The 23,927-nt window shown below is 75.9% G+C and carries 22 protein-coding genes; 12 read left to right on the top strand and 10 right to left on the bottom strand.

From position 1 onward, the window contains the following. Nucleotides 1-158: 158 nt before the first annotated feature. Both ACIBBF_RS05280 and ACIBBF_RS05285 read right to left on the bottom strand, forming a co-directional pair. Nucleotides 159-956 carry a siderophore-interacting protein gene (locus tag ACIBBF_RS05280; protein WP_397411230.1) on the bottom strand — a complete coding sequence of 266 codons (798 nt, stop codon included), beginning with the start codon at nucleotides 954-956 and terminating at the stop codon, nucleotides 159-161. Between the two features lie 61 nt (nucleotides 957-1,017). Beyond that, nucleotides 1,018-2,406, bottom strand: coding sequence for a DHA2 family efflux MFS transporter permease subunit (locus ACIBBF_RS05285; RefSeq protein WP_397411232.1), 1,389 nt, complete (start codon nucleotides 2,404-2,406; stop codon nucleotides 1,018-1,020). 86 nt (nucleotides 2,407-2,492) lie between these two features. On the opposite strand from ACIBBF_RS05285, the gene ACIBBF_RS05290 reads away from it, so the two are divergent. From ACIBBF_RS05290 to ACIBBF_RS05325, 8 genes are all read left to right on the top strand, one after another. After that, complete coding sequence (locus tag ACIBBF_RS05290; RefSeq protein WP_397411234.1) at nucleotides 2,493-3,032, top strand: GNAT family N-acetyltransferase; 540 nt, start codon at nucleotides 2,493-2,495, stop codon at nucleotides 3,030-3,032. Between the two features lie 91 nt (nucleotides 3,033-3,123). Next, nucleotides 3,124-3,759 carry a GNAT family N-acetyltransferase gene (locus tag ACIBBF_RS05295; protein ID WP_397411236.1) on the top strand — a complete coding sequence of 212 codons (636 nt, stop codon included), beginning with the start codon at nucleotides 3,124-3,126 and terminating at the stop codon, nucleotides 3,757-3,759. Nucleotides 3,760-3,807: 48 nt separating this feature from the next. Next, nucleotides 3,808-5,031, top strand: coding sequence for an enhanced intracellular survival protein Eis (gene eis / locus ACIBBF_RS05300; RefSeq protein ID WP_397411238.1), 1,224 nt, complete (start codon nucleotides 3,808-3,810; stop codon nucleotides 5,029-5,031). A gap of 34 nt (nucleotides 5,032-5,065) precedes the next feature. Then, a complete protein-coding gene (locus ACIBBF_RS05305; RefSeq protein ID WP_397411240.1) occupies nucleotides 5,066-5,284 on the top strand; it encodes an SCO4848 family membrane protein in 219 nt (72 codons plus the stop codon). A 69-nt stretch (nucleotides 5,285-5,353) separates the two neighbouring features. Further along, a complete protein-coding gene (locus ACIBBF_RS05310; protein ID WP_397411243.1) occupies nucleotides 5,354-5,914 on the top strand; it encodes a TetR/AcrR family transcriptional regulator in 561 nt (186 codons plus the stop codon). Beyond that, nucleotides 5,911-6,564, top strand: coding sequence for a pyridoxal 5'-phosphate synthase (locus ACIBBF_RS05315; protein ID WP_397411245.1), 654 nt, complete (start codon nucleotides 5,911-5,913; stop codon nucleotides 6,562-6,564). The genes ACIBBF_RS05310 and ACIBBF_RS05315 overlap by 4 nt, the downstream gene beginning before the upstream one ends. A gap of 38 nt (nucleotides 6,565-6,602) precedes the next feature. Further along, on the top strand, nucleotides 6,603-7,268 hold the full coding sequence (locus ACIBBF_RS05320; RefSeq protein WP_397411247.1) for a maleylpyruvate isomerase family mycothiol-dependent enzyme: 666 nt from the start codon (nucleotides 6,603-6,605) through the stop codon (nucleotides 7,266-7,268). 94 nt (nucleotides 7,269-7,362) lie between these two features. After that, on the top strand, nucleotides 7,363-7,971 hold the full coding sequence (locus tag ACIBBF_RS05325) for an NTP transferase domain-containing protein (RefSeq protein ID WP_397411249.1): 609 nt from the start codon (nucleotides 7,363-7,365) through the stop codon (nucleotides 7,969-7,971). Nucleotides 7,972-7,989: 18 nt separating this feature from the next. Here the strand turns inward: ACIBBF_RS05325 and ACIBBF_RS05330 are convergent, their stop codons facing one another. Together ACIBBF_RS05330 and ACIBBF_RS05335 are read right to left on the bottom strand one after the other, a co-directional pair. Then, nucleotides 7,990-9,342, bottom strand: a complete 1,353-nt coding sequence (locus ACIBBF_RS05330) for an MFS transporter (RefSeq protein ID WP_397411251.1) — start codon at nucleotides 9,340-9,342, stop codon at nucleotides 7,990-7,992. A 104-nt stretch (nucleotides 9,343-9,446) separates the two neighbouring features. Beyond that, complete coding sequence (locus tag ACIBBF_RS05335) at nucleotides 9,447-10,391, bottom strand: SDR family oxidoreductase (protein ID WP_397411253.1); 945 nt, start codon at nucleotides 10,389-10,391, stop codon at nucleotides 9,447-9,449. A gap of 231 nt (nucleotides 10,392-10,622) precedes the next feature. Between ACIBBF_RS05335 and ACIBBF_RS05340 the strand changes: the two genes are divergently transcribed. Further along, nucleotides 10,623-11,462: a helix-turn-helix transcriptional regulator gene (locus tag ACIBBF_RS05340; RefSeq protein ID WP_397411255.1), complete on the top strand. Its 840-nt coding sequence runs from the start codon at nucleotides 10,623-10,625 to the stop codon at nucleotides 11,460-11,462. Between the two features lie 115 nt (nucleotides 11,463-11,577). Continuing rightward, on the top strand, nucleotides 11,578-13,071 hold the full coding sequence (gene mqo / locus ACIBBF_RS05345) for a malate dehydrogenase (quinone) (RefSeq protein ID WP_397411257.1): 1,494 nt from the start codon (nucleotides 11,578-11,580) through the stop codon (nucleotides 13,069-13,071). A gap of 94 nt (nucleotides 13,072-13,165) precedes the next feature. Here mqo and ACIBBF_RS05350 read toward each other — a convergent pair whose 3' ends face one another. The 5 genes from ACIBBF_RS05350 to ACIBBF_RS05370 form a co-directional block, all read right to left on the bottom strand. Continuing rightward, a complete protein-coding gene (locus ACIBBF_RS05350; protein ID WP_397411259.1) occupies nucleotides 13,166-14,431 on the bottom strand; it encodes an MFS transporter in 1,266 nt (421 codons plus the stop codon). Between the two features lie 49 nt (nucleotides 14,432-14,480). Continuing rightward, nucleotides 14,481-15,056: an ArsR/SmtB family transcription factor gene (locus ACIBBF_RS05355; RefSeq protein ID WP_397411261.1), complete on the bottom strand. Its 576-nt coding sequence runs from the start codon at nucleotides 15,054-15,056 to the stop codon at nucleotides 14,481-14,483. A gap of 68 nt (nucleotides 15,057-15,124) precedes the next feature. Further along, nucleotides 15,125-16,513 (bottom strand): hypothetical protein, encoded by a 1,389-nt coding sequence (locus ACIBBF_RS05360; protein ID WP_397411263.1) that lies wholly within the window; start codon nucleotides 16,511-16,513, stop codon nucleotides 15,125-15,127. Continuing rightward, nucleotides 16,494-18,044: a hypothetical protein gene (locus tag ACIBBF_RS05365; protein WP_397411265.1), complete on the bottom strand. Its 1,551-nt coding sequence runs from the start codon at nucleotides 18,042-18,044 to the stop codon at nucleotides 16,494-16,496. The genes ACIBBF_RS05360 and ACIBBF_RS05365 overlap by 20 nt, the downstream gene beginning before the upstream one ends. Further along, nucleotides 18,041-19,483 (bottom strand): condensation domain-containing protein, encoded by a 1,443-nt coding sequence (locus tag ACIBBF_RS05370; protein ID WP_397411267.1) that lies wholly within the window; start codon nucleotides 19,481-19,483, stop codon nucleotides 18,041-18,043. Before ACIBBF_RS05370 ends, ACIBBF_RS05365 begins: the two co-directional genes overlap by 4 nt. A gap of 179 nt (nucleotides 19,484-19,662) precedes the next feature. Here ACIBBF_RS05370 and ACIBBF_RS05375 point away from each other — a divergent pair, with 179 nt between their 5' ends. Further along, the gene (locus ACIBBF_RS05375) at nucleotides 19,663-21,102 is read left to right on the top strand and encodes a hypothetical protein (RefSeq protein ID WP_397411269.1); all 1,440 of its coding nucleotides are present in this window, start codon (nucleotides 19,663-19,665) and stop codon (nucleotides 21,100-21,102) included. 17 nt (nucleotides 21,103-21,119) lie between these two features. Here ACIBBF_RS05375 and ACIBBF_RS05380 read toward each other — a convergent pair whose 3' ends face one another. Continuing rightward, nucleotides 21,120-22,403, bottom strand: a complete 1,284-nt coding sequence (locus ACIBBF_RS05380) for a glycosyltransferase (protein ID WP_397411271.1) — start codon at nucleotides 22,401-22,403, stop codon at nucleotides 21,120-21,122. A 101-nt stretch (nucleotides 22,404-22,504) separates the two neighbouring features. Between ACIBBF_RS05380 and ACIBBF_RS05385 the strand changes: the two genes are divergently transcribed. Further along, on the top strand, nucleotides 22,505-23,920 hold the full coding sequence (locus tag ACIBBF_RS05385; RefSeq protein WP_397411273.1) for a hypothetical protein: 1,416 nt from the start codon (nucleotides 22,505-22,507) through the stop codon (nucleotides 23,918-23,920). The last annotated feature ends 7 nt before the right edge of the window (nucleotides 23,921-23,927 follow it).

A 23,927-nucleotide genomic window follows, 5' to 3' on the forward strand; every position in this document is an offset into this window, starting at 1 on the left:
TCCCCGCCCCCCGGGGGGGGCTCGCCGCCCCCCCCCGGGGGGGGCGCGGGGGGGGGCCGCCCCCGGGGGGGGGGCCCCCCCCGCCGGGGCCCCCCCCCCCCCCCCCCCCCCCCCCACCACGTCACTCCGAGTCGCGCTCCGGCGCCAAGCCACCGGCATCACCCCGGGGACGAGCGCCCGTGCCGCCAGTAGCCCACGAAGTCCACGTGCGTCTTCGGCACCCCGCACTCCCCCACCAGGTACCGGCGCGCGCCCGTGGCCAGCGACGACTCGCCGACGGCGAAGGCGTGCACCGCTCCGCCGGCCCCGGCGAGGTCGAGCTCGCACAGCGCTGCGAGCGCCGCCTGGCCCGGCACCGCGTCGGCGGCGTCCCGCACCACCCAGCGCAGCTCCACGCCGGCCGGAGCCCGGACCTCCTGCCGGTCCTCGGCGGTGGGTACCTCGACGACGGCGATCCCGCGGGCGTCACGCGGGAGCGACTCGCAGATGCCCGCCACGGCGGGCAGGCCGGACTCGTCGGCGACGAGGAGGGTCCAGTCGTGCGCGTGCCGTGGGTCGTAGCCGATTCCCTGGTCGAGCAGGCCCACGCGCGCGCCCCGCTCGGCCGCCTCCGCGAACCCGGCGCCCGGCCCGGACGGGTGGGCGTCGCCGGGGTGCTGGTCGCCGTCGCCGTGGAGCACGAAGTCGACGTCGATCTCGTTCAGGTCGGGCCGCGCGGCGCGGACGGTGTAGTTGCGGACCCAGGGGCGCCGCGCCTTCGGCGTCGTCAGGTACTCGGCGTACCAGAGGGCGGAGGAGCGGGTGGGCAGACGCAGCATGTCCTGGCCGGCGCGGGGCAGGAAGAGGCGGAACCACTGGTCGTACCCGGCCGGGGTGAACTGGGCCAGCCCGTCACCGCCGAGCGTCACGCGCATCATGCTGGGCGTGACGCGCTTGGTGTTGACGACCTCAGCCATGACGACATGCGGATCGACCGCTTTGCGTCCCTTGTATCCCATGCACTGAGGTTAGGCATACCTAAGTAGGTTTGACCAGGGTCTGGTCCGCATCGATCTCGCGCGGGTTCCGGATGCCGATCAGGGAGAGCAGACCGCCGGCCACCAGCAGCGCCGCGGTCACGAGCAGGGCACGGTGGAACGAGGCGACGTCGAGCACGCCGCCGGTGATGATGCCCGCGAACGCGACCGTCACCAGCCCGGCCACCCGGGCGACCGCGTTGTTGACCGCCGACCCGATCCCGGCGTCGTGGGGCGGGACGGCACCGAGGATGGCCGCGGTCAGCGGCGCCACCGTGATCGAGAGACCGAGCCCGAACACGAGCTGGCCCGGCAGCACCTGCGTCGGGTAGAACGCGGTCTCGTCCATCGCGAGCATGAGGAGGAACCCGCCCGCGGCCACGATCGGCCCGACCGTCATGAACAGCCGCGGCCCGTACCGGCCGGACAGGGTGCCGAACCACGCGGACAGCGCGATCATCGCGAGCGTGGTCGGCAGCTGCGCCACCCCGGACCAGGTGGCCGAGTACCCGGCGACCTGCTGCAGGAACAGCGTCAGCACGAACCCGCCGAGCGAGAGGGCGCCGTAGATGGCCGTGGTGGCCAGGTTGCCCCACGCGAAGTTGCGCGCCCGGAACAGCCGCAGCGGCAGCATCGGGTCGACCGCCCGCCGCTGGTGGATGACGAACGCCACCAGCAGCAGGGCACCACCCAGCGCCGACACGAGGACGCCGGGCGAGGTCCACCCGAGCCGGTCGCCCTCGATGAGCCCGAACACCACGCCCGCGAGCCCGAGCGCGGCGAGCACGGCGCCCGGGACGTCCACCCGGCGGCCCGGTTCGCCCTCCCCGGCAGGGACACCGCGCAGCAGCCAGAGCGTGAGCGCGACGACGGGCACGTTGATCCAGAACACCCAGCGCCACGACACGAAGTCGACCAGCATGCCGCCGACGAACGGGCCGACGATCATCGCCGCCGTCGTCCAGGACGTCCACCGCCCGATCGCGCGGGACTGCGCCTCGCCGGAGAACGTCGCGACGATCAGCGCCAGGGAGCTGGGCACCAGCAGGGCGCCCGCCACGCCCTGGAGCGCACGGGCGACCACGAGGACGGGCCCCGTCACCGCCACCGCGCACAGCACGGAGGCCACGGCGAAGCCCACCAGCCCGACCGCGAGCACCCGCCGGCGCCCGTAGACGTCCGACACCGAGCCCGCCACGAGCATCAGCGCACCCAGGGTCACCAGGTACGCGTCCACCACCCACTGCTGCAGCGCCAGGCCCTCGGCGCCCGGGCCGCCGAGCTCCCGCGCGATGGCGGGCAGCGCGACGCTCACGACCGTGCCGTCGAGGAAGGACACGAACGAGCCGAGGATCGCGACGAGGAGCACTCGCCGCTGGAGCGTGGTCACGAGACACACGCTATGCCCCGCCACCGACACCCGCGCCGCCTCGGGGCCGGCACCGCCCGGACCCGGCGATGCGGCACCATCGGACCATGGACCTGACGATCCGCCCCGCGACCGCCGACGACGCGGCCGCCTGCGCCGACATCTACGGCTTCTACGTGCGCCACACCCACGTCAGCTTCGAGACCGAGCCGCCCGGCACCGCCGAGATGGCCCGACGCATTGCCGGCTACGCGGCCGGCCACGCCTGGCTCGTCGCCGAGGACCGGGCCACGGGCGACGTCGTCGGCTTCGCCTACGGCAGCCCGTACTCCGCGCGCGAGGCCTACCGCTGGGCCGTCGAGACCAGCGTGTACCTGGAGGTGGGCCGACGCCGGACCGGCGCCGGCCGGGCGCTCTACGAGGCGCTCTTCGAGCGGCTGGCCGAACGCGGCTACCGGCGCCTCGTGGCGGGCCTGGCCCTGCCGAACGACGCCAGCCTGGGCCTGCACATGGCGCTCGGCTTCGAGGTGGTCGGCACGCTGCGCCGCATCGGGTGGAAGCACGGCCGGTGGCGCGACGTCATGCGCCTCCAGAAGGACCTCGTGCCCGAGCTCGGCGGGGCGCCGCCCGCCGGCGAGCCCGGCTGACCCGCCCGCCCGGCACCTACCCGCTGCACCCACCGCCGTCAATTCGGCGCTGCGATCATCGCCCTGCACCGCTGCGGTGCAGGATCCGTGCATGGACCGCATCGTCCGCGTCGCGACACCAGACGACGCCGCAGCCTGCGCCGGGATCTACGCCCCCTTCGTCGCCGACTCGGCGGCGACCTTCGAGACCACCCCGCCGGACGCTCGCGAGATGACGCGCCGCATCGAGCGGTTCTTCGGCCGGGAGACCTGGCTGGTGCTGGAGACCGAGGGGGTCGTGGCGGGCTTCGCCTACGCCAAGCCGTTCGCCGACCGGCCCACGTTCCGCTGGACGCTGGAGACCAACGTCTACGTGGCCACGGACCACCAGCGCCGCGGCGCCGGCCGCGCGCTGTACGACGCGCTGCTGGAGCGGCTCGCCCGGCGCGGCTACCACCGCGTGGTGGCCAGCATCGTGCTGCCGAACGACCCCGCCGTCGCCCTGCACGAGGCCGCCGGGTTCCAGCGGGCCGGCTCGTTCGAGCGCATCGGCTGGAAGCACGGCCAGTGGCACGACGCCGTCATGTTCCAGCGCGACCTCGTACGCGACGACGGCATCACGCCGGGCAACCGCACCGCCGACGCCGAGCTGCCGAGCCTGCTCACGCCCGAGCCGCTGGAGGTCACGCGCACGCCGCTGGTGCGCCCGCACCCCGCCGAGGACCTGGTTGCGTACTTCGGCGACTGAGCTTTTTGGGCTCGCAGGCGGCCCCGCCCGTTCCCTAGGGTCGCTCCCATGAGCATCACCGTGCGCCCCGTCGGCTACGACGACCAGCCCGCCTACACCCGCCTCGGCGGCGAGGCGTTCGGCGCGCCCGACGGCGGACGCGCCGTCCCCACGCGCGAGGAGTGGACGGCCGCCGGCTTCCGGGAGTGGGGCGCCTTCGACGGCGACGACCTGGCCGCCCGCCTGCGCGTGTACGGGTTCACGTCGTGGTTCCACGGCGCGCAGGTGCCGACGGCGGGCGTCGCCGGGGTCGCCGTCGAGCCCGAGCGACGCGGCTCGGGGCATCTCGCGCGGCTCTTCGCGGCCGCCCTGGCCGAGGCCCGCGAGGGCGGCGAGACCATCTCGACGCTCTACCCGACCGCACCCGGCATCTACCGGGGGCTCGGGTACGAGGTGGTCGGCTCGTTCGACGACGTCGACGTGCCGCTGCCGAACCTGGGCCGGGTGGCCGTGCCCGACGGCGTGGTCACCCGCAGGGCCGGCGTGGCCGACTTCGATGCCGTCGTCGCCGTCCACCGCGCCTGGGCCGCCCGGCAGAACGGGCCCGTCTCGCGAGCCGAGAAGCCGTTCTGGACCCCGCCCGAGAAGTTCTTCGCCGACTACACGGGCGTCACGCTCGCGATCGACGAGCGGGGCGCCGCAGGTCCGGCGGGCGAGGTGGTCGGCTTCGCGAGCTGGATCCGCGGCGAGGGGTACACGCCCGCCACGGCGGTCATGGAGGTCGACGACCTCATCGCCCTCACGCCGGACGCCGCCCGCGCCCTGTGGCGCACGGTCGGCAGCTTCTCGACGGTGGTCGGCACGGCCCGCGTGTCGACGTCGGGGCTGGACCCCGCCTGGCTCGTGCTCCCCGACCTGACCACCACCGTGCACTCCGCGCACCCGTACATGCTGCGGGTCCTGGACGTCGCCGGAGCGCTGCGCGGCATCGAGTCCCCGCTGGAGGGCGTGCGCGTCCCGTTCGCCGTCCGGGGCCCGGCCGACCTCACGGGCACCTGGACGCTCACCGTGTCCGACGGCGTCACGCACGTCGAGCAGGACGACGTCGCCGTCGAGGACGCGCACCACGAGCGGCCCGTGCTCACCGCGAACGGGCTGGCGCTGCTGTACGCGGGCGTGCAGTCGGCGGCGAACCTGCGGTTCGGGGGCCACCTGACCGGCCCGGACACCCACGACGCGCCCCTGACGACCCTCTTCGCGGGCCGTCAGCTCCACGTCCGCGACTACTTCTGATCCTCCCCCGTCCCCGGCGGCGGATAATCGGCGGGTGGAGATTCCTGCCGGCTGGTCCGTCGTCCTCGTCGTCACCGCGCTCTGGAACCTGGTCATCTGGCCGCGGTTCTGGCAGCGCATCGCCGCCGACCCGCGGTCGCGCGACGCCGAGGGCCGGGCCACGCGGTTCCGTACCGTGCACGCCGTCCTGATCACGGTCTCGCTCGCCCTCGCCCTGGCGGTCGGCGTCCTGGGCGTCCTCACCCTGTTCTGACGACGGCGCCCGCCGACGTCCGGGCACTGCCCGCTTGTCACCATACCTGGAGGTAGGTATGGTGCCGCCATGACCACGGCCACAGCCCGCGACCGGCTCGTCGACGCCGCGCAGGACCTCTTCGCCACCCAGGGTGTGGGCGCCACGAGCCCGCGCGCCGTGCTGGTCGCGGCGGGCGTCGGCCAGGGCAGCCTCTACCACCACTTCCCCACCAAGCACGACCTCGCGGTGGCCGCCGTCGGCGCCACGGTGGACGACGCGCTCGCCCGCGCGATGCGGACCCTGCGCAGCGACTCCCCCGCCGTCCAGCGCGTGATCGCCTACCTCGAACGGCCACGGGACGCCCTGGCGGGCTGCAGGATCGGCCGCCACACGTCCGACCAGGCCGTGATGGACGACGAGGGCCTGCGCGACGTGCTCACCGCCTACTTCGTGCGGCTGCTCCGCGAGCTGACCGCGATCTTCCGCGAGACGGGCCTGCCCGACGAGGTCGCGCGCGACCGCGCGCACGCCGCCCTCGCGATCATCCAGGGCGGTTACGTCCTGGCCCGCGCCACGCAGGATCCCGACGCGCTCACCGCAGCGGTGCGCGGCTTCGTCGGCCTGCTGACCGAGAAGGAGAGCATGTGACCCTCCGCGAGCGCCTCCGCGCGCTGCCCGCGTTCGCCCGGCCGGGCCTGCCGGTGTTCGACCCGGGCGCGGCGCCCGGCACGCCCCACGAGCTGTTCGAAGCCTGGCTGAACGAGGCGATCGACGCGGGCCTGCTGGCCCCGCACGCCGCCACCCTCTCGACCGCCGACGCCGCGGGGCGAGTCCACGCCCGCACGCTGGTGCTCAAGGACGTGACGGCGCAGGGGTGGTGGTTCGCGTCCCAGTCCTCGGGGCCCAAGGGGCAGGACCTGGCGGCCAACCCGCACGCCGCGCTGACGTTCTTCTGGCCCGAGCTGGGCCGGCAGGTCAAGGTGACGGGCAGTGCGGCGTCGGCCGGGGCCGAGGTGAGCCGTGCCGACTTCCTGGCACGTCCGGACGCCTCGCGCGCCGCGGGCCTGGTGAACCGGCAGAGCGAGCCGCTGGGGTCACGGGACGAGTACGTGGCGGCCTTCACGGAGGCCCTGCGCGCCGTCACCGCGGACCCGGGGCTGGCCGCGCCGGACTGGACGGCCTACGTGCTGACGCCGGTGAGCGTCGAGTTCTGGCAGGCGCCCGACGACGGGCCGCACACCCGCCTGCTCTACCGGGCCGACGCCGGCGGCTGGTCCGCCGGTCTGCTGTGGCCGTGATCCCGACCCACCCCGCCCCCGACGAAGGGACATCCCCCGTGAGCACCGCCGCCGACCTCGTCCCGCACGCCCTGACCGACTCGGCTGCCGGCCTGGACGCGCTCGTGTCCGCCGTCGGGCACCTGACCGCCGAGGACCTGGCGGGGCCATCGACCCTGGAGGGCTGGACCCGCGGGCACGTGCTGTCCCATGTCGCGGGCGTGGGTGCCGCGCTGCTGGGGCAGGCCCGGGCCGCCGAGCGCGGCGAGGTGGTCCCGGTCTACGCGAGCCGCGCGGCGCGGGACGCGGCGATCGAGGCCGGGTCCGGCCGCGCGCTCGACGAGCACCTGGAGGTGCTGTCGCGCCTGCGCGACGACCTGTCGCGCACCTGGCCGGCCCCTGCGTCGCCGTTGTGGGACGCCCCGAGCGGCTACCGCGACGGACCCCTGTCGGGCTGCGTCCTGGCCTGGTGGCGGGAGGTGCGCATCCACGCCGTCGACGCGACGTCCGGCACGGCGGCGCCGATCGGGTACGGCACGTGGGACGACACGCTGTGCGGCCACCTGCGCGCGTTCCTGGCCGTGCGCCTGCCGGACGGTGTCGCGGTGGACGACATCGCGGGCGACCCGCGGGACGTCACGGTGTGGCTGGCCGGGCGCGTGCCCGCGACCCCGCTGCCGGGCGAGCTGCCCGAGCTGGGGCCGTGGCCCACGTCGAGCCGCTGACCCCGTACGGTCCGCAGGCCTCTGGACACGGACCGCCGTGTCCAGGGCCTGCCGGTCCGAGGCTGTGCAGGGCCGGGCCGGTTAGGTTCCTCGCATGAGAGGCACAGCACCACACGCCCCCGGCCCGGCGGGCCCGCCCGACGTCGTCGGGATCGTGCTCGCGGCCGGGGCCGGCACCCGGTTCGGGATACCCAAGGCCCTGGTCCGCGACGACGACGGCACCCCGTGGCTGGAGCTCGCCTGCCGGGCGCTGCGCGAGGGCGGCTGCTCGGACGTCGTCGTGGTGCTCGGGGCACGGGCCGACGAGGCCCGGGTGCTGGTGCCGGCCGACGCGCGCCCGGTGGTCGCGGCCGGCTGGTCGGACGGTGTCGCGGCGTCCCTGCGCGCCGGCCTGGCGGAGGCCGGGCGCACCGGCGCGGTGGCCGCCGCCGTCACGCTCGTGGACCTGCCGGGCCTGCGGCCCGACGCGGTGCGCCGGGTGCTGGGGACGCTCACCGAGCAGGCCGCCCTCGGCACGCTGGCGCGCGCCACGTATGCCGGCGATCCCGGGCACCCCGTACTCGTCGGCCGTGCCCACTGGGGGCCGCTGGCCGACGCGGTGCACGGGGACACCGGCGCCGGACCGTACCTGCGCGAGCACGGGGTGCGGGCCGTCGACTGCACGGACCTGGGCGGCGGGACCGACGTCGACCACCGGCCGTGACCGGCCCCGGCCGGGGGGTCAGGACGCCTGCCGCACCCCCGGCACGACCCGCTCGCCCTCTCCCCCGGCGAGGTCGCTGAGCACCTCGGCCGCCGCCAGCTCGTCGCGGGCCGCGAGGCGGTCGAAGCCGCGCACCGCGGGGTAGACGTACGGGCCCAGGGTGCCGATGAGCACGGCGCCGGTCACCAGGACGCCCATCAGCACCGGGATGACCGGGTCGTAGGAGCCGAGCTCGTCGTACCCGAGCCCGAGGAGCAGCGGGCCGAAGGCGCTGCCCAGGATGAACACGGCCTGGACCGGGCCCACGATCTGGCCGAAGCTGCGCATGCCGAGGTACCGCGTGATGAGCAGGGCGAGCAGGTCGCCCTCGATGCCGAACGCGATGCCGATGAACGCGACCGCCACGGCCGCCGTGGGGAACGGCGGGTACAGGAAGAGCATGCCGACGATGGGGGCGAGCATCACGACCGGGCCGACGATCGCGCCGTGCACGCGGTCGATGACGATGCCGCCCAGGACGCGCCCCACGAGCGAGGCCAGGCCGAAGACGACCAGGAGCTGGGCCGCCTGGTCGGCGCTCAGGCCGCGGTCGGTCATCATCGGCACGAGGTGCACCTGCAGCCCGACCACGACCACGCCGACCATGCCCAGACCGAGCGCGATGCCCCAGAACTGCCGGGTGCGCAGCGCCTCGGCGAACGTGAGGCCGGGCAGCTCGAGGCGCACGTCGCGGTCGCCGGCCTGGGTCTCGGCGACCAGGCGTCCGCGGACGTGCCGTTCGGCACGGCCCCGCACGAACAGGGTGATCATCGTGACGGACACCAGGGCCGCGACGACCCCCATGGCGGCGTAGGCCTGCCGCCAGCCGACGCTGTCGATGAGCGCCCCGGCGAGCACGGGACCGAGCGCGGCCCCCAGGCCGATGATGCCGGTCACGACGCCGACGGCGAGCGCCCGGTTGTTGTCGAACCAGCCCACGACCACGCGCGTGGCCGGGACCGCCGTGCCGGCGCCGAAGAACCCGACGAGGAAGCACGGCACGAAGTAGACGGCCTCGACGGGCGGCGTCAGGCCGATCGTGGCCATCGAGGCCGCGAAGAGCACGAACGACGGCACCAGGATGTACCGCGCGGCGTACCGGTCCACGAGCCGGCTGACCACGATCAGCCCGATCACCATGCCGACCGCGGCCACGGAGTACGCGCCGGTCACCGTCGTGCGGCTGAATCCGGTGTCCTCGACGATCGGCAGCACGAACACGCCGGTGGTGGCCAGGTAGAGCTGCGGGCCGACGGCGTTCGCGGTGCCCGCGCCGACCACCACCCACCACGGGCTCCGGGGGCGGGCGGCCGGACGGGGGACGGAACTCATGGGCTGCTCCTGGGGGCTCGACGTGCTCGGGTCGGGTACTCGGGGGCGGGATGGGCGCTGCTCGGGTGGGTGCTGCTCGGGTGGTGCTGCTCGGCGCGAGCCGGTCAGGCGGCCGGGAGGGCCACCTTGGTCAGCTCCTCGGAGACGCGCCACACCCGGGCCGCCTCGGTGAGGCTGCGCAGCGGGCGGTGCATCCGCTGCTCGGCGGGCGGGCCGCCGAGGGTGCCGGGGCCGCTGGGGCCGTACAGGGCGCCGGGCCGGGCGGCCGGGTCGGTGGCGGCCATGAGCGCGGGCAGGCCCGCGGTCTCCGCGGTGCCCAGGAGGATCCCGTGCTCGGAGAGCCAGCGGATCCGGCGGATGTGGGGCGTGTCCTGGCCGCGGCCGAGCTCCGGCCGCGCGGCCAGCAGGCTGGTGGGCGCCACGCCGGGGTGCGACAGGTTGCTGGTGATGCCCCAGCCGTGGGCCTCGCTGCGTCGCTGGAGCTCCAGGCCGAACAGGCCGAGGGCGATCTTGGACTGCCGGTAGGCCCGCATGACGTCGTACGACCGCTCCCAGTTCAGGTCGTCCCAGTGCATGGAGCCGCTGGCCGAAGCGACGCTGACCTGCGACGTCACCCGGGCGCCGCCGTCCCGCAGCAGGGGCATGAGCTGGGCGACGAGCGCGACGTGCCCCAGGTGGTTGGTGCCGAGCTGCAGCTCGAACCCGTCGGCGGTCGTCAGGCGCCGGGGCGGCCGCATCACGCCGGCGTTGTTGACGAGGAGATGGATCGGGTCGCCCTCCCCGCGGAGAGTCTGGCCCAGGGCCGCGACGCTCTCCAGCGAGGACAGGTCGAGGCTGCGCAGCGAGACCCGCGCGCCCGGCGCGACCCGCCGGATCCGCGTCATGGCGGCCTCGCCCTTGGCGGGGTTGCGGACGGGCATGACCACCTCGGCGCCCGCGGCGGCGAGCCGTGCGGCGATGCCCAGGCCCATGCCGTCGCTGGCGCCGGTGACCACGGCGCGCCTGCCGGTCAGGTCCGGGACGGTGATGTCGATCGATGTGCGTGGCATTGTTCTGCTCCCTGCCGTGACGGCTGTCGTGGTGCTCGCGGCCCGCTCGGGCCACGGCACCGATCCTCGGCGGGGCGTCAGGACCTATCCAGGACCTGGCGATCACAGGCTCGCCGGGCCACCGCTCACGCCGTACGGCCACCGCTCACGCCGTATGGGGGGATCGGCGGGCCGTGGCTGGACCGCCGGGCACGGGGTAGAAACGAGGCAGGACTCGACGAGAGGGACACCGTGATCGATCGCACCGGGCTGGCGGAGTTCCTCCGCCGACGCCGTGAGCAGCTCCAGCCCGAGGACGTGGGCATGCCGCGAGGCCGGCGTCGGCGGACGAACGGGCTGCGCCGCGAGGAGGTCGCCGTGCTGTGCAACATGTCGACCGACTACTACTCCCGGCTCGAGCGGGAGCGCGGCCCGCAGCCGTCCGAGCAGATGATCGCGTCCATCGCGCAGGGACTGCACCTGTCGCTCGACGAGCGTGACCACCTGTTCCGGCTGGCCGGCCACAACCCGCCGCCGCGCGGCAGCACCAGCGCGCACATCAGCCCGGGCCTGCTGCGCATCCTGGACCGGCTCGACGACACGCCCGCCGAGATCGTCACCGAGCTGGGCGAGACGTTGCGCCAGACACCGATGGGCGTGGCGCTGACCGGGTGCACCACCGAGTTCACCGGTCCGGCCCGCAGTGCCGGGTACCGCTGGTTCACCGACCCCGGGGCGCGCGACCTCTACGCACCGGACGAGCACGCCTTCCTGACGCGGATGTACGCCTCGGGGCTGCGCGAGCTGGTGACCATGCGGGGTCCGCAGTCGCGCGCCGCGGAGCTCGCCGCCCTGCTGCTGAAGCAGAGCGAGGAGTTCCGCGAGGTGTGGGAGGCGCACGAGATCGGGGTGCGCCCGCACGAGGTCAAGCACTTCGTGCACCCCGAGGTGGGGGCGCTCGAGCTGAACTGCCAGCGGCTGGTCGACCCGGGCCAGGTGCACTCCCTGATGGTGTACACCGCCGTACCGGGCAGCGAGAGCCACGAGAAGCTCCAGCTCCTGTCGGTCCTGGCCCCGCAGCCGGTGCGCTGAGACCGCCGGGCGGTCGCGCCGGACGGCCGCCGAGTGAGAGACGTCACGGCGCGTATCACGTGATTCATGCCACAGCGCTCGTTCCGCTTTTCACAAGCCCGCTATCGTTCTTGCCGTGACTTCATACCTCCAGACAGCCCCGCGTCCTTCCGAAGAGGTCGACGTCGCGCTGATCGGCGGAGGGATCATGAGCGCCACCCTCGGCGCGCTGCTCACGATCCTGGAGCCGACCTGGCGTATCGGGATCTACGAGCGCCTCGACGAGGTCGCGCTCGAGTCGTCGAACCCGTGGAACAACGCGGGCACCGGCCACTCCGCGCTCTGCGAGCTGAACTACACGCCGGAGCGCAAGGACGGCTCCGTGGACATCTCCAAGGCGGTGAAGATCAACGAGCAGTTCCACACCTCCCGCGAGTTCTGGAACCACCTGCTCACCGCCGGCCTGATGGAGGGCACCGACTTCATCAACGTCACCCCGCACATGACGTTCGTGCGCGGCGCCGAGAACGTCGACTTCCTGCGCCGCCGCTACGACGCGCTCAGCGCCCACCCGCTGTTCAGCGACATGGAGTTCAGCACGGACCCCGCCGTCATCGGCACGTGGGCCCCGCTGATGACCCTGGACCGCGACGCCGACGAGCCCATCGCCGCCACGCGCGCCGCTGCGGGCACCGACGTCGACTTCGGCTCCCTGACCCGCAAGCTGGTCGGCTTCGCCACCGCCCACAACACCGAGCTGCACCTGAACCACGAGGTGCGCGGCCTCAAGAAGCTCCGGGACGGCCGCTGGCGCCTGGCCCTGAACGACCGCACCTGGAACGCCGGCACCCGGCGCCGCACCGTCACCGCGAAGTTCGTCTTCGTCGGTGCCGGCGGCGGCGCGCTGCCGCTGCTGCAGGCCTCGGGCATCAAGGAGGCCCGCGGGTACGGCGGCTTCCCGATCTCCGGCGAGTTCCTGCGCACCGCGAACCCCGAGCTCGTGGCCCAGCACAACGCGAAGGTCTACGGCAAGGCCGACGTCGGCGCCCCGCCGATGTCCGTGCCCCACCTGGACACCCGCATCGTGGACGGCAAGGGCTACCTCATGTTCGGCCCGTACGCCGGGTTCAGCCCCAAGTACCTCAAGAAGGGCAAGTACCTGGGCCTGATCACGTCGCTGCGCCTGCACAACGTGTTCTCGATGCTGGGCGCCGGCGTGAAGAACCTCGACCTCACCGGCTACCTCATCGGCCAGGTCGCGGCCGCGCCGGAGACCAAGTTCCACGAGCTGCAGCGGTTCATGCCGACGGCGCAGCCGGCCGACTGGGAGAAGATCACCGCCGGCCAGCGCGTCCAGGTCATCAAGTGGGTCAAGGGCAAGGGCGGCGTGCTGGAGTTCGGCACCGAGGTCGTGGCCTCCGCCGACGGCACCATCGCCGGCCTGCTCGGCGCCTCGCCGGGCGCCTCGACCGCCGTCTCCGCGATGACCGGCCTGCTGGAGCGCTGCTTCCCCGAGAACTACGCGACGTGGAAGCCGCAGCTCACCTCGATGATGCCGAGCCTCGGCGGCGGCGCGGACTACGACACCGCGCAGCTCACCGCGGCGGAGAAGGTCACCGCGGGCGCCTGACGACGTCCCGACCCGCACGAACGCGGGGGTAGTTGCGCTCTCCGGACCGTGAGCGCAACTACCCCCGCGTTCGTCGTCGGACACCGTGGGGGCGTCAGCCGCCCAGGGTGCCTTCCGGGAGGGCGCGCAGCCTGGCCAGCGGCGAGACCAGCACGCTCCACGTGGCGAGGCAGTGCACCGCCGCCATGAGCAGGATGGTCTCGCGGACGCCGAGCACCCCGCCGAGCCACCCCGCGACCACGCCCGCCACCGGCATGGTGCCGAAGTTCACCACCTGCATCACCGTCATCACGCGCCCCCGCAGGCCGGCGGGCACGTAGCGCAGGCGCCACGCGTTGCGGATCACGTTGCCCGACACCACGCACAGGCCGACCAGGAACCCGCCGGCCCCGCTGATCGCCGCGCCCCAGCCCGGCAGGCCGGCACCCACCAGCAGGGCCGCCGGGCCGGAGAGCACGAGCAGGACGGTGGAGGCCCGCCCGCTGCCGAGGCGCGTGCTCAGGAACGGCGCGACGACGGCGCCGAGCACGCCACCGGCCCCGGCCGCCGCGAGCACCGCGCCGACGCCGGCCTCCGTGAGCCCGAGGTCGCGCACCAGGAACAGGACCAGGAGGGCCCCGTACCCGGTCAGCCCGAAGTTCGACGCCCCGCCCATGCCCACGAGCCACGGGATGTAGCGGTCGCGGCGGACCAGGTCCACGCCCTCCCGGATCCGCGCCGCGAGCGACCCGGCCGGGCCCGGCTCCGCGGCGGCCGGGCGCGCCACCTGGATGCGCCACAGGCACACCGCCGACCAGAGGAACGTGGCGGCGTCGAGCGCGAGCCCGACCGCCGCCGTCAGCCACTGGGCCAGCAGACCACCGAGGCCGGGGCCGGCCACGTTCGCCGCGGACTCGGTGCCGAAGAGCCGTGCGTTCGCCGCCTCGAGCTGGCCGGCGGGCACCACCTCGGGCAGGAACACCTGGTAGGCGGTGCGGAAGAACACGGTGCAGACGCCGCCCACCAGGGCCACCACGGCGACCTGGACCAGGGTGAGGGCACCGAGCGCGAACGCCACCGGCACGCTCCCGAGCGAGACCGCGGCGGCCAGGTTGGCGGCGATCATCACCGCCCGGGCGGGGAGCCGGTCGACCCACGCGCCGACCGGCAGCCCGATGACGAGCCAGGGCAGCCAGGCCGCGGCGGTGATCAGGCCCATCCAGGCGGGTCCGGCGTCGAGCTGCGTCACCGCGAGCAGCGGCAGGAGCGCCGAGGTCGTCGCGTTGCCGACCACGCTGACGCCCTCGCCCAGCCACAGGAGGCCGAAGGCCCGGTTGCGCGCGAGGGGCAGGACCGCCCGCGAGGGCGCGATCGTCGTCATGCGGCCAGACTATATCTACAAGACTTCTTGTACAACAGTCCTTGTCGAACTAGGGACGGGACGGGAACGCCCGCGCGAAGAGGAACACGTGCTCAGCCCTCCCCTCGGCCTGCCCCGTGCTTCCCCGCTCCTTCCACCGCCGCACGAGGTCGTTGACCTCGTCGGTCAGCTCCTGCAGCTCGTCCGGGGTGAGGCGCAGCCAGCTGTCCGTGGAGAGCTCGGCCCTGGTCCACTCGTCGTCCTGCTCGGGGCGTTCCAGCCAGGCGCGCGCCCGCTCGACCTGCCGCGCCAGCATGAACTCCTCGGCGGCCACGGCCTGCCGCTGGCTCTCCGCGTCGGGCGGCAGCGTGGACCGGCCCCAGGTGATGGACCGCGCCGCCCGGCGCCACCAGCGTTCACGCCGGTCGCGGGCCAGGTCCGGGGCCTCCTCGACGAGCCCGGCGGACGCCAGCACCTTCATGTGGTGGCTGATGCTCCCGACGGCGAGCCCCGTCCGCTCGGCCAGCACCGACGCGGTGGCCGGCCCCTCGGCCGTCAGCGAGTCGAGGAGGCGGGAGCGCGCCGGGTTGGCCAGGGCCGCGACAGCCCTGCCCTCGGTGAGCGTGCGGACGTCGTGGGTAGGCATGGAGGCAGGGTAGGACGGCGGTCCGGGCGCCGTCGCCTCCGACGGCGCCCGGCCCGTGCACCCGGCGGTCAGCCCAGCTCGGCCAGGATCGTGGCCCAGCGGTCCAGCAGCGCGTCGACCACCTGTGTCGCCGTGGCGGTGCGGGGCATGCGGGCGCGGACGGCGAGGCCGTCGTCCGTGCGGGAGACCCAGACCTGGAGGTCGTCGGCCCGGGTCGCGGCCGACACGTGGTGCGCGCGGCTCCCGGCGGCCGCCGCGTGGCCGGGCAGCCGCCGGTAGTCCAGGTAGGACACCTGGAAGATGTCCCTGCGCGGGAACCGCAGCGGCTGCGGCAGCGTCCCGACGACCTGTTCCAGCGGTACCGCGGCCAGCTCGCGCGCCGCCCGCAGCGCCTTGCCGGTCTCGGCCAGCGCGGTGTCCGGCACGGTGCGTTGCGCGTCCCCCGCGGGTGCGGCCCAGGCCCGCGCGGACGGGTGCCCGGTGCCGGAGTCGATCCGCAGCGGCACCGTCGTGGTGTGCCACCCGACCGAGCGCCGCGCGGCGTCGTCCGCACGGGTGTGCACGGGCAGCAGGGTCTCCAGCGTCGCCGGCCCGCCCAGGTCCGCCACCGCGCGGGCGAGCGTGACCAGCACGGCCGCCGACGTCGACGCGCCCGCCGAGCGGGCCCGGGCGGCGACGGCGCCGGCGGTCGCGGCGTCGGCCAGCGTGCGCACGACCGTGCGCTGCGGCGCCCGTTCGCCGTGGGGCACGCCGAGCGGCAGCGGGAACGTGGGCAGCGCCCAGTCCCGCTCGCGCAGGAAGCCCTGCCAGGTCGCCAGGCGCGGGTCGTCGGCGCCGACGAACGGGAGGCCGGCCGGATCGGCGGGAAGGAGACGGGCGGGGCGGACGGCCATGCGGGCGCCGTCGGCGCGCTCGGCGTACCGGGCGGCCAGCTCGTCCACGATCACCGTGGTCGACCAGGCGTCCGTGTGCAGGTGGTCCAGGCCGAGCACGACCGTGGACCGGTCCGCCCGGCTGATCGCGGCGGGCAGGAACGCGGGGTAGCCGAACGGCGCGCACCGCCGGGACAGCTCGGCCACCAGGTGGGCCCGGGTCTCGTCGGCCGTCCGGGTGACCGGGCCCTCGTACGCACGCCAGGCCAGCGCGTCGGCGTCGTGCCGCACCAGCCCCACGGCCTCCGGGTCGGGGCGCCGCACCGCCTCGACCCGCAGGCCCGGGTGGGCCGCCACCAGGTCGCGGAAGGCCCCCTCCAGCGCGGCACGGTCCACGGGGCCCGCGACGTCGAACGCGGCGGCGATCCACACGCTCGGCTCGCCCCCGCGGGCGCCGAGCAGGTGGTTGCGCTGGTTGTAGGTGGGCACCGCCGGTCCCGGCACGTGCCCCGCCCCCGGCGTGACGTCCCAGGTGACCACCTGGCCCGGCGCCGGCTCCCAGAGGTCAGCCGAGAGAACCCGCACCGGTCGCCTCCAGGCGCTCGACCCCCGCGCCGCCGGCAGCCGCGCCACCCACGGCCGCCCCGGCGGCACCGCCCACCGCGGCCTCGAACGTCGCGGTCAGCTCGGCCACGTACCGGTCGGCCGCCGCCTGCGCCGAGGGGACGTCCGGGGTCTGCATCACGACGTAGAGCCGCTCGTGGTCCCGGTTGACCCACAGGGAGGCGTTCGCGGTGCGGCCCTCCCCCGTGAAGTGCAGGCCGTTGTCGTAGGCGGGCCGCCCCGCGCCGGGAAAGCGCCGCAGGTCGAGGTAGCTGATGAGCTGCGGGCTGCCGAGCGAGGCCGGGTCGAGCACGCCGCCCGCGAGCATGACGCCGAGCGCGGCGTGCACCGGCACCGCCGCGACCTTGCGCGCGCTGCGGAACGCGGCGTCCGCCGCCGGCAGCACGTCGGTGAACGACGCCGGGACGCCCCCGCCGGCCACCGGGAAGGCGACCGGGGCGAAGTTGCACAGCCAGCCCTGCGCGGTCTCGAAGCCCGGACCCCGCGAACCCACCACGGTGACCCCGAACCAGTCGGTGGCGCCGGTCAGCCGCGCGTCGGTGAGGGCGATCCCCGCGAACACCGCGCCGGTGAACCGCGCGCCGTGCGCGGCGGCCAGCTCGTCCAGCCGCGCGAGCCCGCCGGCATCAAGGAGCGTCGTGGAGCGGATCCGGACGGGCGCCGTCTCCCCCGGCGCGAGGCCGAGGTCGAGCGCGAACCGGGGCAGGCGCCCGCCGTGCGCGGTCACCGCGTCGGCCCAGGCCCGGATCTCCGGGGCGTCGGGCGGCGTCGCCGCGGCGAGCGCGTGCTCCGCGCGCGCGTGGTCGAGGAACGAGCGGGCGGTCGCGGGCTCCGGAGCAGCGGGTTCCCCAGCGGCGAGTTCCGGAGCAGCGGCGTCGAGCACACCGAGCTCCTGCCCGTACAGCTCCTCGAGCTCGCTGAGCACCATGAGCTGGGACGCGCCGTCGGTGAAGGCGTGGTCGCACCCCCAGAACAGGCCGAAGCCGTCGTCCGTGACGACGGCGCCGAGCGCGAAGGGCGACCACCCGTCGGGCCGGCAGGCGGCGTCGAACGTCGCGGTGAGGTGGCCGGTCAGCCACTCGTCCCACGACCGGCCGGGGGCCGGCGAGAACGCGGGGACGTCCACGACCTCGAAGCCCACGGCGTCCGCCGGGACCAGGTGCCGCACCGGGTCCCCGCCGGTGGCGCAGGCATCGACGTCGAACCAGGTGCGCAGGCCCTCGTGCCGCCGCACGAACCGGGTCAGCGCCCGCGCGAGGGCGGCGCCGTCGAACGGCCCGTCGAGACGGGTGGCGGTGCCGGTCCAGGCCCGGTGCCGCCCGCCGGAGGACCGGCGCGCCGCGTAGGCGCGCAGGTGGTCGCCCTGCAGGAACGACGGCGGGCCGGGGTCCACCGGGGCGGACGCCGCGGCGGCGAGCGCGGCCGCCGTCGGCCGGACGTGCAGCACCTGGCCGGGTGCCGTCGTCCACGTGCCCATGGCGCCGAGGATCATGCGACCGCCTCCCGCAGACCGGCGGTGCCGAAGGCCCGCAGCACGGTGCGCAGCTCCGCGACCAGGGCGTCCATCGCGGCGTGCGCCTGGGGGGTGTCGGGGTACCGGGTGGACACGTTGAGCCCGTCGTGGGTGCGCAGGAACCAGAGGTAGAGCTCGTCGGTGCCGTAGGCGGGGCTGCGCAGGGTGCGGGCGGCCCACGAGCTCCAGCGCTCGGCCCCGGGCACGAACCGGGTGTCGACGTAGGACACCGCGAAGTGCGGGCTGTCGGCGATGCCGCCCAGCTCCGCGACCCGCGCGAACGAGTAGCGCACCAGGGGCTTGCCCGCCGAGACGGCGGCGTGCACGCGCTCGACGGCGGTGGTCAGGGCGTCGCCGTCGAGCACCCGGGCGGGTCCGGGCCGGCCGTCGACGTCGCGCAGCAGCGGGCCGGTGCCGCTCAGGTCGAGGTCCACGGGGCACAGGCCCACGTACCAGCCGACGGCGGACGCGTGCTGGGGCGCGTACCGGGTGTGCATCGGCAGCACGAACCGGAGCCGGTCCAGGCCGTGCACCCGGCGTGCGGCGTGCGCGAACGCCGCCAGCACACCCGACTGGGCGGACGCCCCGCGGGCGCGGCTGCGGGCGCTGAGGTCGTCGGTCTGGTCCGCGCTCGCGAGCCATTCCGACCGGGACGCCTGCGGGCGGGCCGCCTCGGCGGCGTCGGCGGCGGGGCGCGTGATGCCGGCGTAGCGCGGGAAGGCCGCGTCCGGGCCGAGGAAGTCGAGCCAGCGGCGCACGGGTTCGCCCTCGCGGGCGAGCGTCATGGCGAGCTTGCGGTCCTCGGCGGAGAAGTCGACGTGGGAGCCCACCTCCAGCGCGCGCAGCTCGGCGTCGGGCACGCCGCGGCGGGCGGCGTCGTAGAGCGAGACGATCTCCTCGAACCACAGGAGCTGGGAGTAGGCGTCCATGACCGAGTGGTCGGCGCCGAAGGCGAGCACGAAGCCGGCACCGTCCGAGGCGCCGGGTTCCGGCACGACGCTCGCCAGCACGCAGTGCGGCCAGGCCGTGGGCGAGACGTCGGCGAGCAGGCTGGGCAGCAGCGCGGCCACCTGGCCGGCGCTCAGGTCGCCCACCACCAGGTCCCGGACGGTGACCGCCTCGGCCGGCGCGGTGACCCGGCGCCAGCCGGTCCCGTCCCGCGTGACGGTGGTGCGCAGCACCTCGTGACGGCTCATCCAGGCGTGGATCGCCCGCCGCAGGGACTCCGGCTCGTACGGGCCGGGGACCCGCAGCACGGAGCCGATCCACGAGCCCGGCTCGGAGTCGCGCAGGTGGGCCTCGTGGCCCGGGGACAAGTCGCGCGGGTCCTGCTGCCAGCGCCCCGCGTCGGCCCGCGGTGTCCACGACGTCACGGTCCCGGCCGGCAGGTCGTAGGCCGACAGCTCGGTGTATTCCATACGTGCGTGCCCCTCGAATCGTTGTGTGGGCACGGCCAGCACGACGTCGGACGAGTTCCGCGGTCCCCTTGCGGCGACCTTTATACCGGATATGCCGGGTGAAAGTTAGTCCCCCCGGATATGCCGGGTATGGTCTGCCACTTGAAGACGACCGTGCCCGAGCCCGGACGGAGCCGAGCGTGACCCACCCGCCATCCGCGCTGCGCCTGCAGTTCGCCGACGACATGTTCCTGCGCCGGCACGACGGCGCCGCGAGCCCCGCGGTGAACCAGGTGCTGTGGCGCCTGGACGGCCCCTACGACGCCGATCGCCTGCGTGACCTGGCCGAGGGCATCGCCGCCGGGGCGCTGCACCGCCGCGTGGTCCGCGCCCGGGTGCCCGGCGCCCGGCACCGGTGGGCGCCCGCGGGCACCCTGCCCGTGCTCGACCTCCAGACCGCCGCCGTGCCCGACGACGGCATCGGCTCGTGGGCCCAGGCCCAGGCCGACGTGCCCCTGGACCCCGCCCGCGGCCGGTCGTGGCGGCTGGCCGCCGCGGACGTCGTGGCGGCCGGGGACGACGACGGTGCCGTGGTCGGCGGGATCGTCTCCCTGACCTGCGCGCACGCGGTCGCGGACGGGGCCGCCCTGATCGACGCCCTGGTGCGCGCCTCGACCCGCGCCGACCCGATCGTCGTCCCCGCGCCCGAGCGCGGGGGGCGCGCGCTGCTCGCCGACGCCGCCGACGCCGCCGGGCAGGCCGCGGCCGTCGCCCGCTGGGCCCAGGCGCGGGCCCGGCAGGCGGCCCGTGCGCGCCGGGCCGCGGAGGCGGACGCGGGCACGGCGGCCGGCGCCGACACGGGGGCCGGCGCCGACACGGGGGCCGCAGCGGAGCCGGCCGCCGCGGCCGCGCCCGCCGGTCAGCCCGCGCCGGAGCCCTCGGGCAGCCCCGTGCCGGACCCCGCCTGGCGCGTGCCGGTGCTCCACGTCGAGCTCCCCTCCGACCGGGTGGCCGAGGCGGCCGCCGAGCGCGGCGGCACGCCCAACACGTGGTTCGTCGCGTTCCTCGCGCGGCTGGTGCACGCCACCGGGCGTTTCCCGGGCGAGCCTGTCCCGGTGGCGCTGCCGGTGGCCACCCGCGAGCCCGACGACCCGCGGGCCAACTCCACCAAGATCGCCCGGGTCACCTTGCCGGCCGAGGTGCTCGCCGCGCGCGACCTCGGCTGGGTGCGGGCCGCGGCCAAGGAGGCGTACGCCGCCGTCGGGCAGGCGGAGCCCGGGGCGGCCCCGGTGCCGCTGGAGCTGGTGCAGATGCTGCCCGACACGGTCGTCAACCGCCTGCCGCAGCCGCCCGTCGCGGCGGCGCTGGCCTCCAACCTGGGCAAGCCGCCCGCCGGCTACACCCAGGCGCCGGGTGGTCCGGTGCGCGCGGTCGCGACGCTCTCGCACTACCAGGGCGCCACGGCCGCCGAGCTGCGCGCGGCCGGCGGCGGGCTGGTCGCCTTCTGCACCACGGTGGGCCCGACGACGACGCTCAGCGTCGCGGCCCTCGACCCGGACCGCGTGACCGACGACGCCGCGCTGCGCGACCTCGTGCTCACGGAGGCCGGTGCCTGGCGGCTGCCCGCGGTGCCGTGGTGAGCGCGGCCGGGCGGCGGTCAGTCCCGCGTGCCGCCGTCGATCGCGTCCGCGGCCGCCGCGACGGCCCGGGCGGCGGGCACGAGCTGCGCCCCGAGGGCGGCGGCGCGGGCGGCGGTGGCGTCGTCGAGCACCTCGGCCAGCGCACCGGTCAGGACGCCCGGCCTGGTCAGCGTGCTCGCACGACGCGCGACCCCGACGCCCGCCCCGCGCAGCAGGTCGCCCCACAGGGGCTGGTCGGCCGAGTACCAGCCGACCACGGCGGGCAGCCCCGCCCGCAGCACCGCCCCGGTGGTGCCCGCCCCGCCGTGGTGCACGGCGGCCCGGCAGCGGGGCAGCACGGCGGCGTGGTCCACGGCACCGACCAGGCGGACCCGTCGCCCGTCCGTACCGTGCGCCCCCGAGAAGTCGTTCCACCCGGCGCTGACCAGCGCCCGCACCCCGAGCTCCGCGCACGCTGCCTCGACGGCGGCCACCAGCGCGGGCGGGTCGGCCACGGGCATGGAGCCGAAGCCGACGTAGACGGGCGGGTCCCCGGCGTCGAGCCAGGCGTCGAGGCCGGCGTCGGGCCCGGAGCCGGACTCCCCGAGGCGGGCGCGGGCGGCGTGGTCGAGGGCCAGGAAGCCCGTGAACGGGCGGCGCGGCCCCCACTCGGCGGCCAGCCCGGGCACCAGTGCCGGGTCGTACGCCTGGATCTCGACGCCGCCGGCCTCCCGGAGCCGGGTGGGCAGGTGCACGCGGGTGCCCGGCAGGCCGAGGGCGGCGCGCTGCGCGTTCTCCGCGCGGCGGGTCAGGCTCCACCGCACTCGTTCCCCCAGCGCCCAGGCCGTCCGCGTGGCCCGCGGCCCGCGCACGCCGCTGACGGGCGACACCACGCCGTTGGCCCGCACCGGGCAGTAGTGCAGCGCGGCGGTGCGCAGCCCGCGCCGTTCGGCCACCGCGGCGGCCACCTCCTGCCCCAGCAGGCCGGTCACGACCGTGTCGGCGCCGCCGGCATCGTCGAGCAGGGCCGTCAGGCCGGTCCGCAGCTCGTCCCAGCCGGCCGCCGCCACCGCGCGCAGGGCGCGCACCCGGCGCACCGGACGGGCGGAGCGCATGTCGCGGCGCACCAGGTCGGAGCCCAGCAGCGCCGCCGAGTCGATGCCCAGCGGCACCGGGTCGAGCCCCAGCCGCTGCGCGAGCGGCAGGAGGTTGGGCGCGACACCGGTCACCACCTCGTGCCCGCGCCGACGCAGCTCCAGCGCGACCGCGAGCGCCGGCTGGACATCTCCTCGACTGCCCACCAGGGCCATGACATGACGCACGCGCGCACCCTACCCACCCGCCACGACCTCGTGTCGCTCTCACCCGCCACCGCACCCGCGCCCGCCCGACCGTTCCTCGCCCGCCCCGCACCGGAGGCCCCGTGACCAGCCCAGCGACCATCACCGACCCGGCGGTGACCAACCGCCTCACCTACGACGACGACCTCTTCCTGCGCACCCGTCGGGTGCTCGGCGTCGCCGTCGTGAACCAGACCGTGTGGCGCCTGCCGGTGCCGCTGGAGCCGCGCGCCGTGCAGGCCCTGCACCGCGGGCTGGCCGACGGCCCGCTCCAGCGCGTGGTCCGGCCCGGCCGGCTGCCCGGGGCGCGCGCCCGGTGGTCGGCGTCCGCCGTGTCGCTGGACCCGACGATCGAGGCCACCCCCGTGCGCGACGACGCCGTGCTCACCTGGGCGGACCGGCAGGCCCAGGCCAACCTCGACCCCGAGACCGGCCCCACCTGGGCCCTCGCGGCGGCTCCGACGGTGAGCGGCGGCAGCGTGCTCAGCTTCGTCACGTCGCACGTGGTGGCCGACGGCGGGATGCACGTCGGCGCGCTCCAGGCCGCCGTCGCCGCGGCCGGGTTCCGGGCGGACGGCGGGTCGTTCACGGCGTCCGGCACGCGGCGCCTGCCCCGGGACGGCGAGCGGATCCGGACGGGACTCGTGGCGGACCTGCGCGACGCGACCGGCCAGGCGCGCGCCGCCGCCGCCGGCCTGCGGCAGGCCGCCCGGCAGGGGCCCGTGCCGCCGGTCCTGGCCCAGCAGTCCTCGGACCGGCCGCGCCCCGGACCGCGGTCGGACGACGCCCAGCCGGCCCACCCGCCCGTCGTCGTGGTGGACACCGACGCCGCGACCTGGCACCGCACGGCCCACGCCGCCGGCGGGACGGCGAACTCGCTGCTCATCGCGGTGTGCACGGAGATCCTGCTCGCGGCGGGCGCGGCGACGGCCGGCATGCCGGTGCGCGTGTCGATCCCCGTGAGCCTGCGCGGCAAGGACGACCTGCGCTCGAACGCCACCTCGGGCGTCTCCATCGCCGTCGACACGACGGTGACTCCCGCGCCCGAGCGGGCGGGGGTCGTGGCGGACATGGGTCAGATCCGGTCGAGCGCCGCCGCGGAGTTCCGGGCCCTGACGACCGGGACGCGGGTGGACACGCTCGGTCCGCTGAAGCCGCTCATGCAGATGGTGCCGGACGCCGTCGCCCGGCGTGCCGCGCGCGACGCCACCGCGCCGCTGTGCCTGGCCTCGAACCTCGGCCGGCTGCCCGCGGGGTTCGCGGCCCCGCTCGGCACGCCGGCGACCAGCGTGCTCATGCGCGGGGTGACCCAGGGGCTGACGCGTGGGCGGCTGCGCCAGATGCGCGGCGGGCTGGACTCCTGGTGGTCCGAGCACGACGGCGTGGCGACACTCGTGGTGCTCGGCCTGGACATGGACCGCCTGGGCGAGCCCGCGCAGGTGCGTGCGGCGGTCGAGACGGTCTACGCCCGGCACGGCCTGCCGGTCCGCTTCTGGTGATGGCCGG

Source organism: Promicromonospora sp. NPDC050880, assembly GCF_044456525.1.
GTDB lineage: Bacteria > Actinomycetota > Actinomycetes > Actinomycetales > Cellulomonadaceae > Promicromonospora.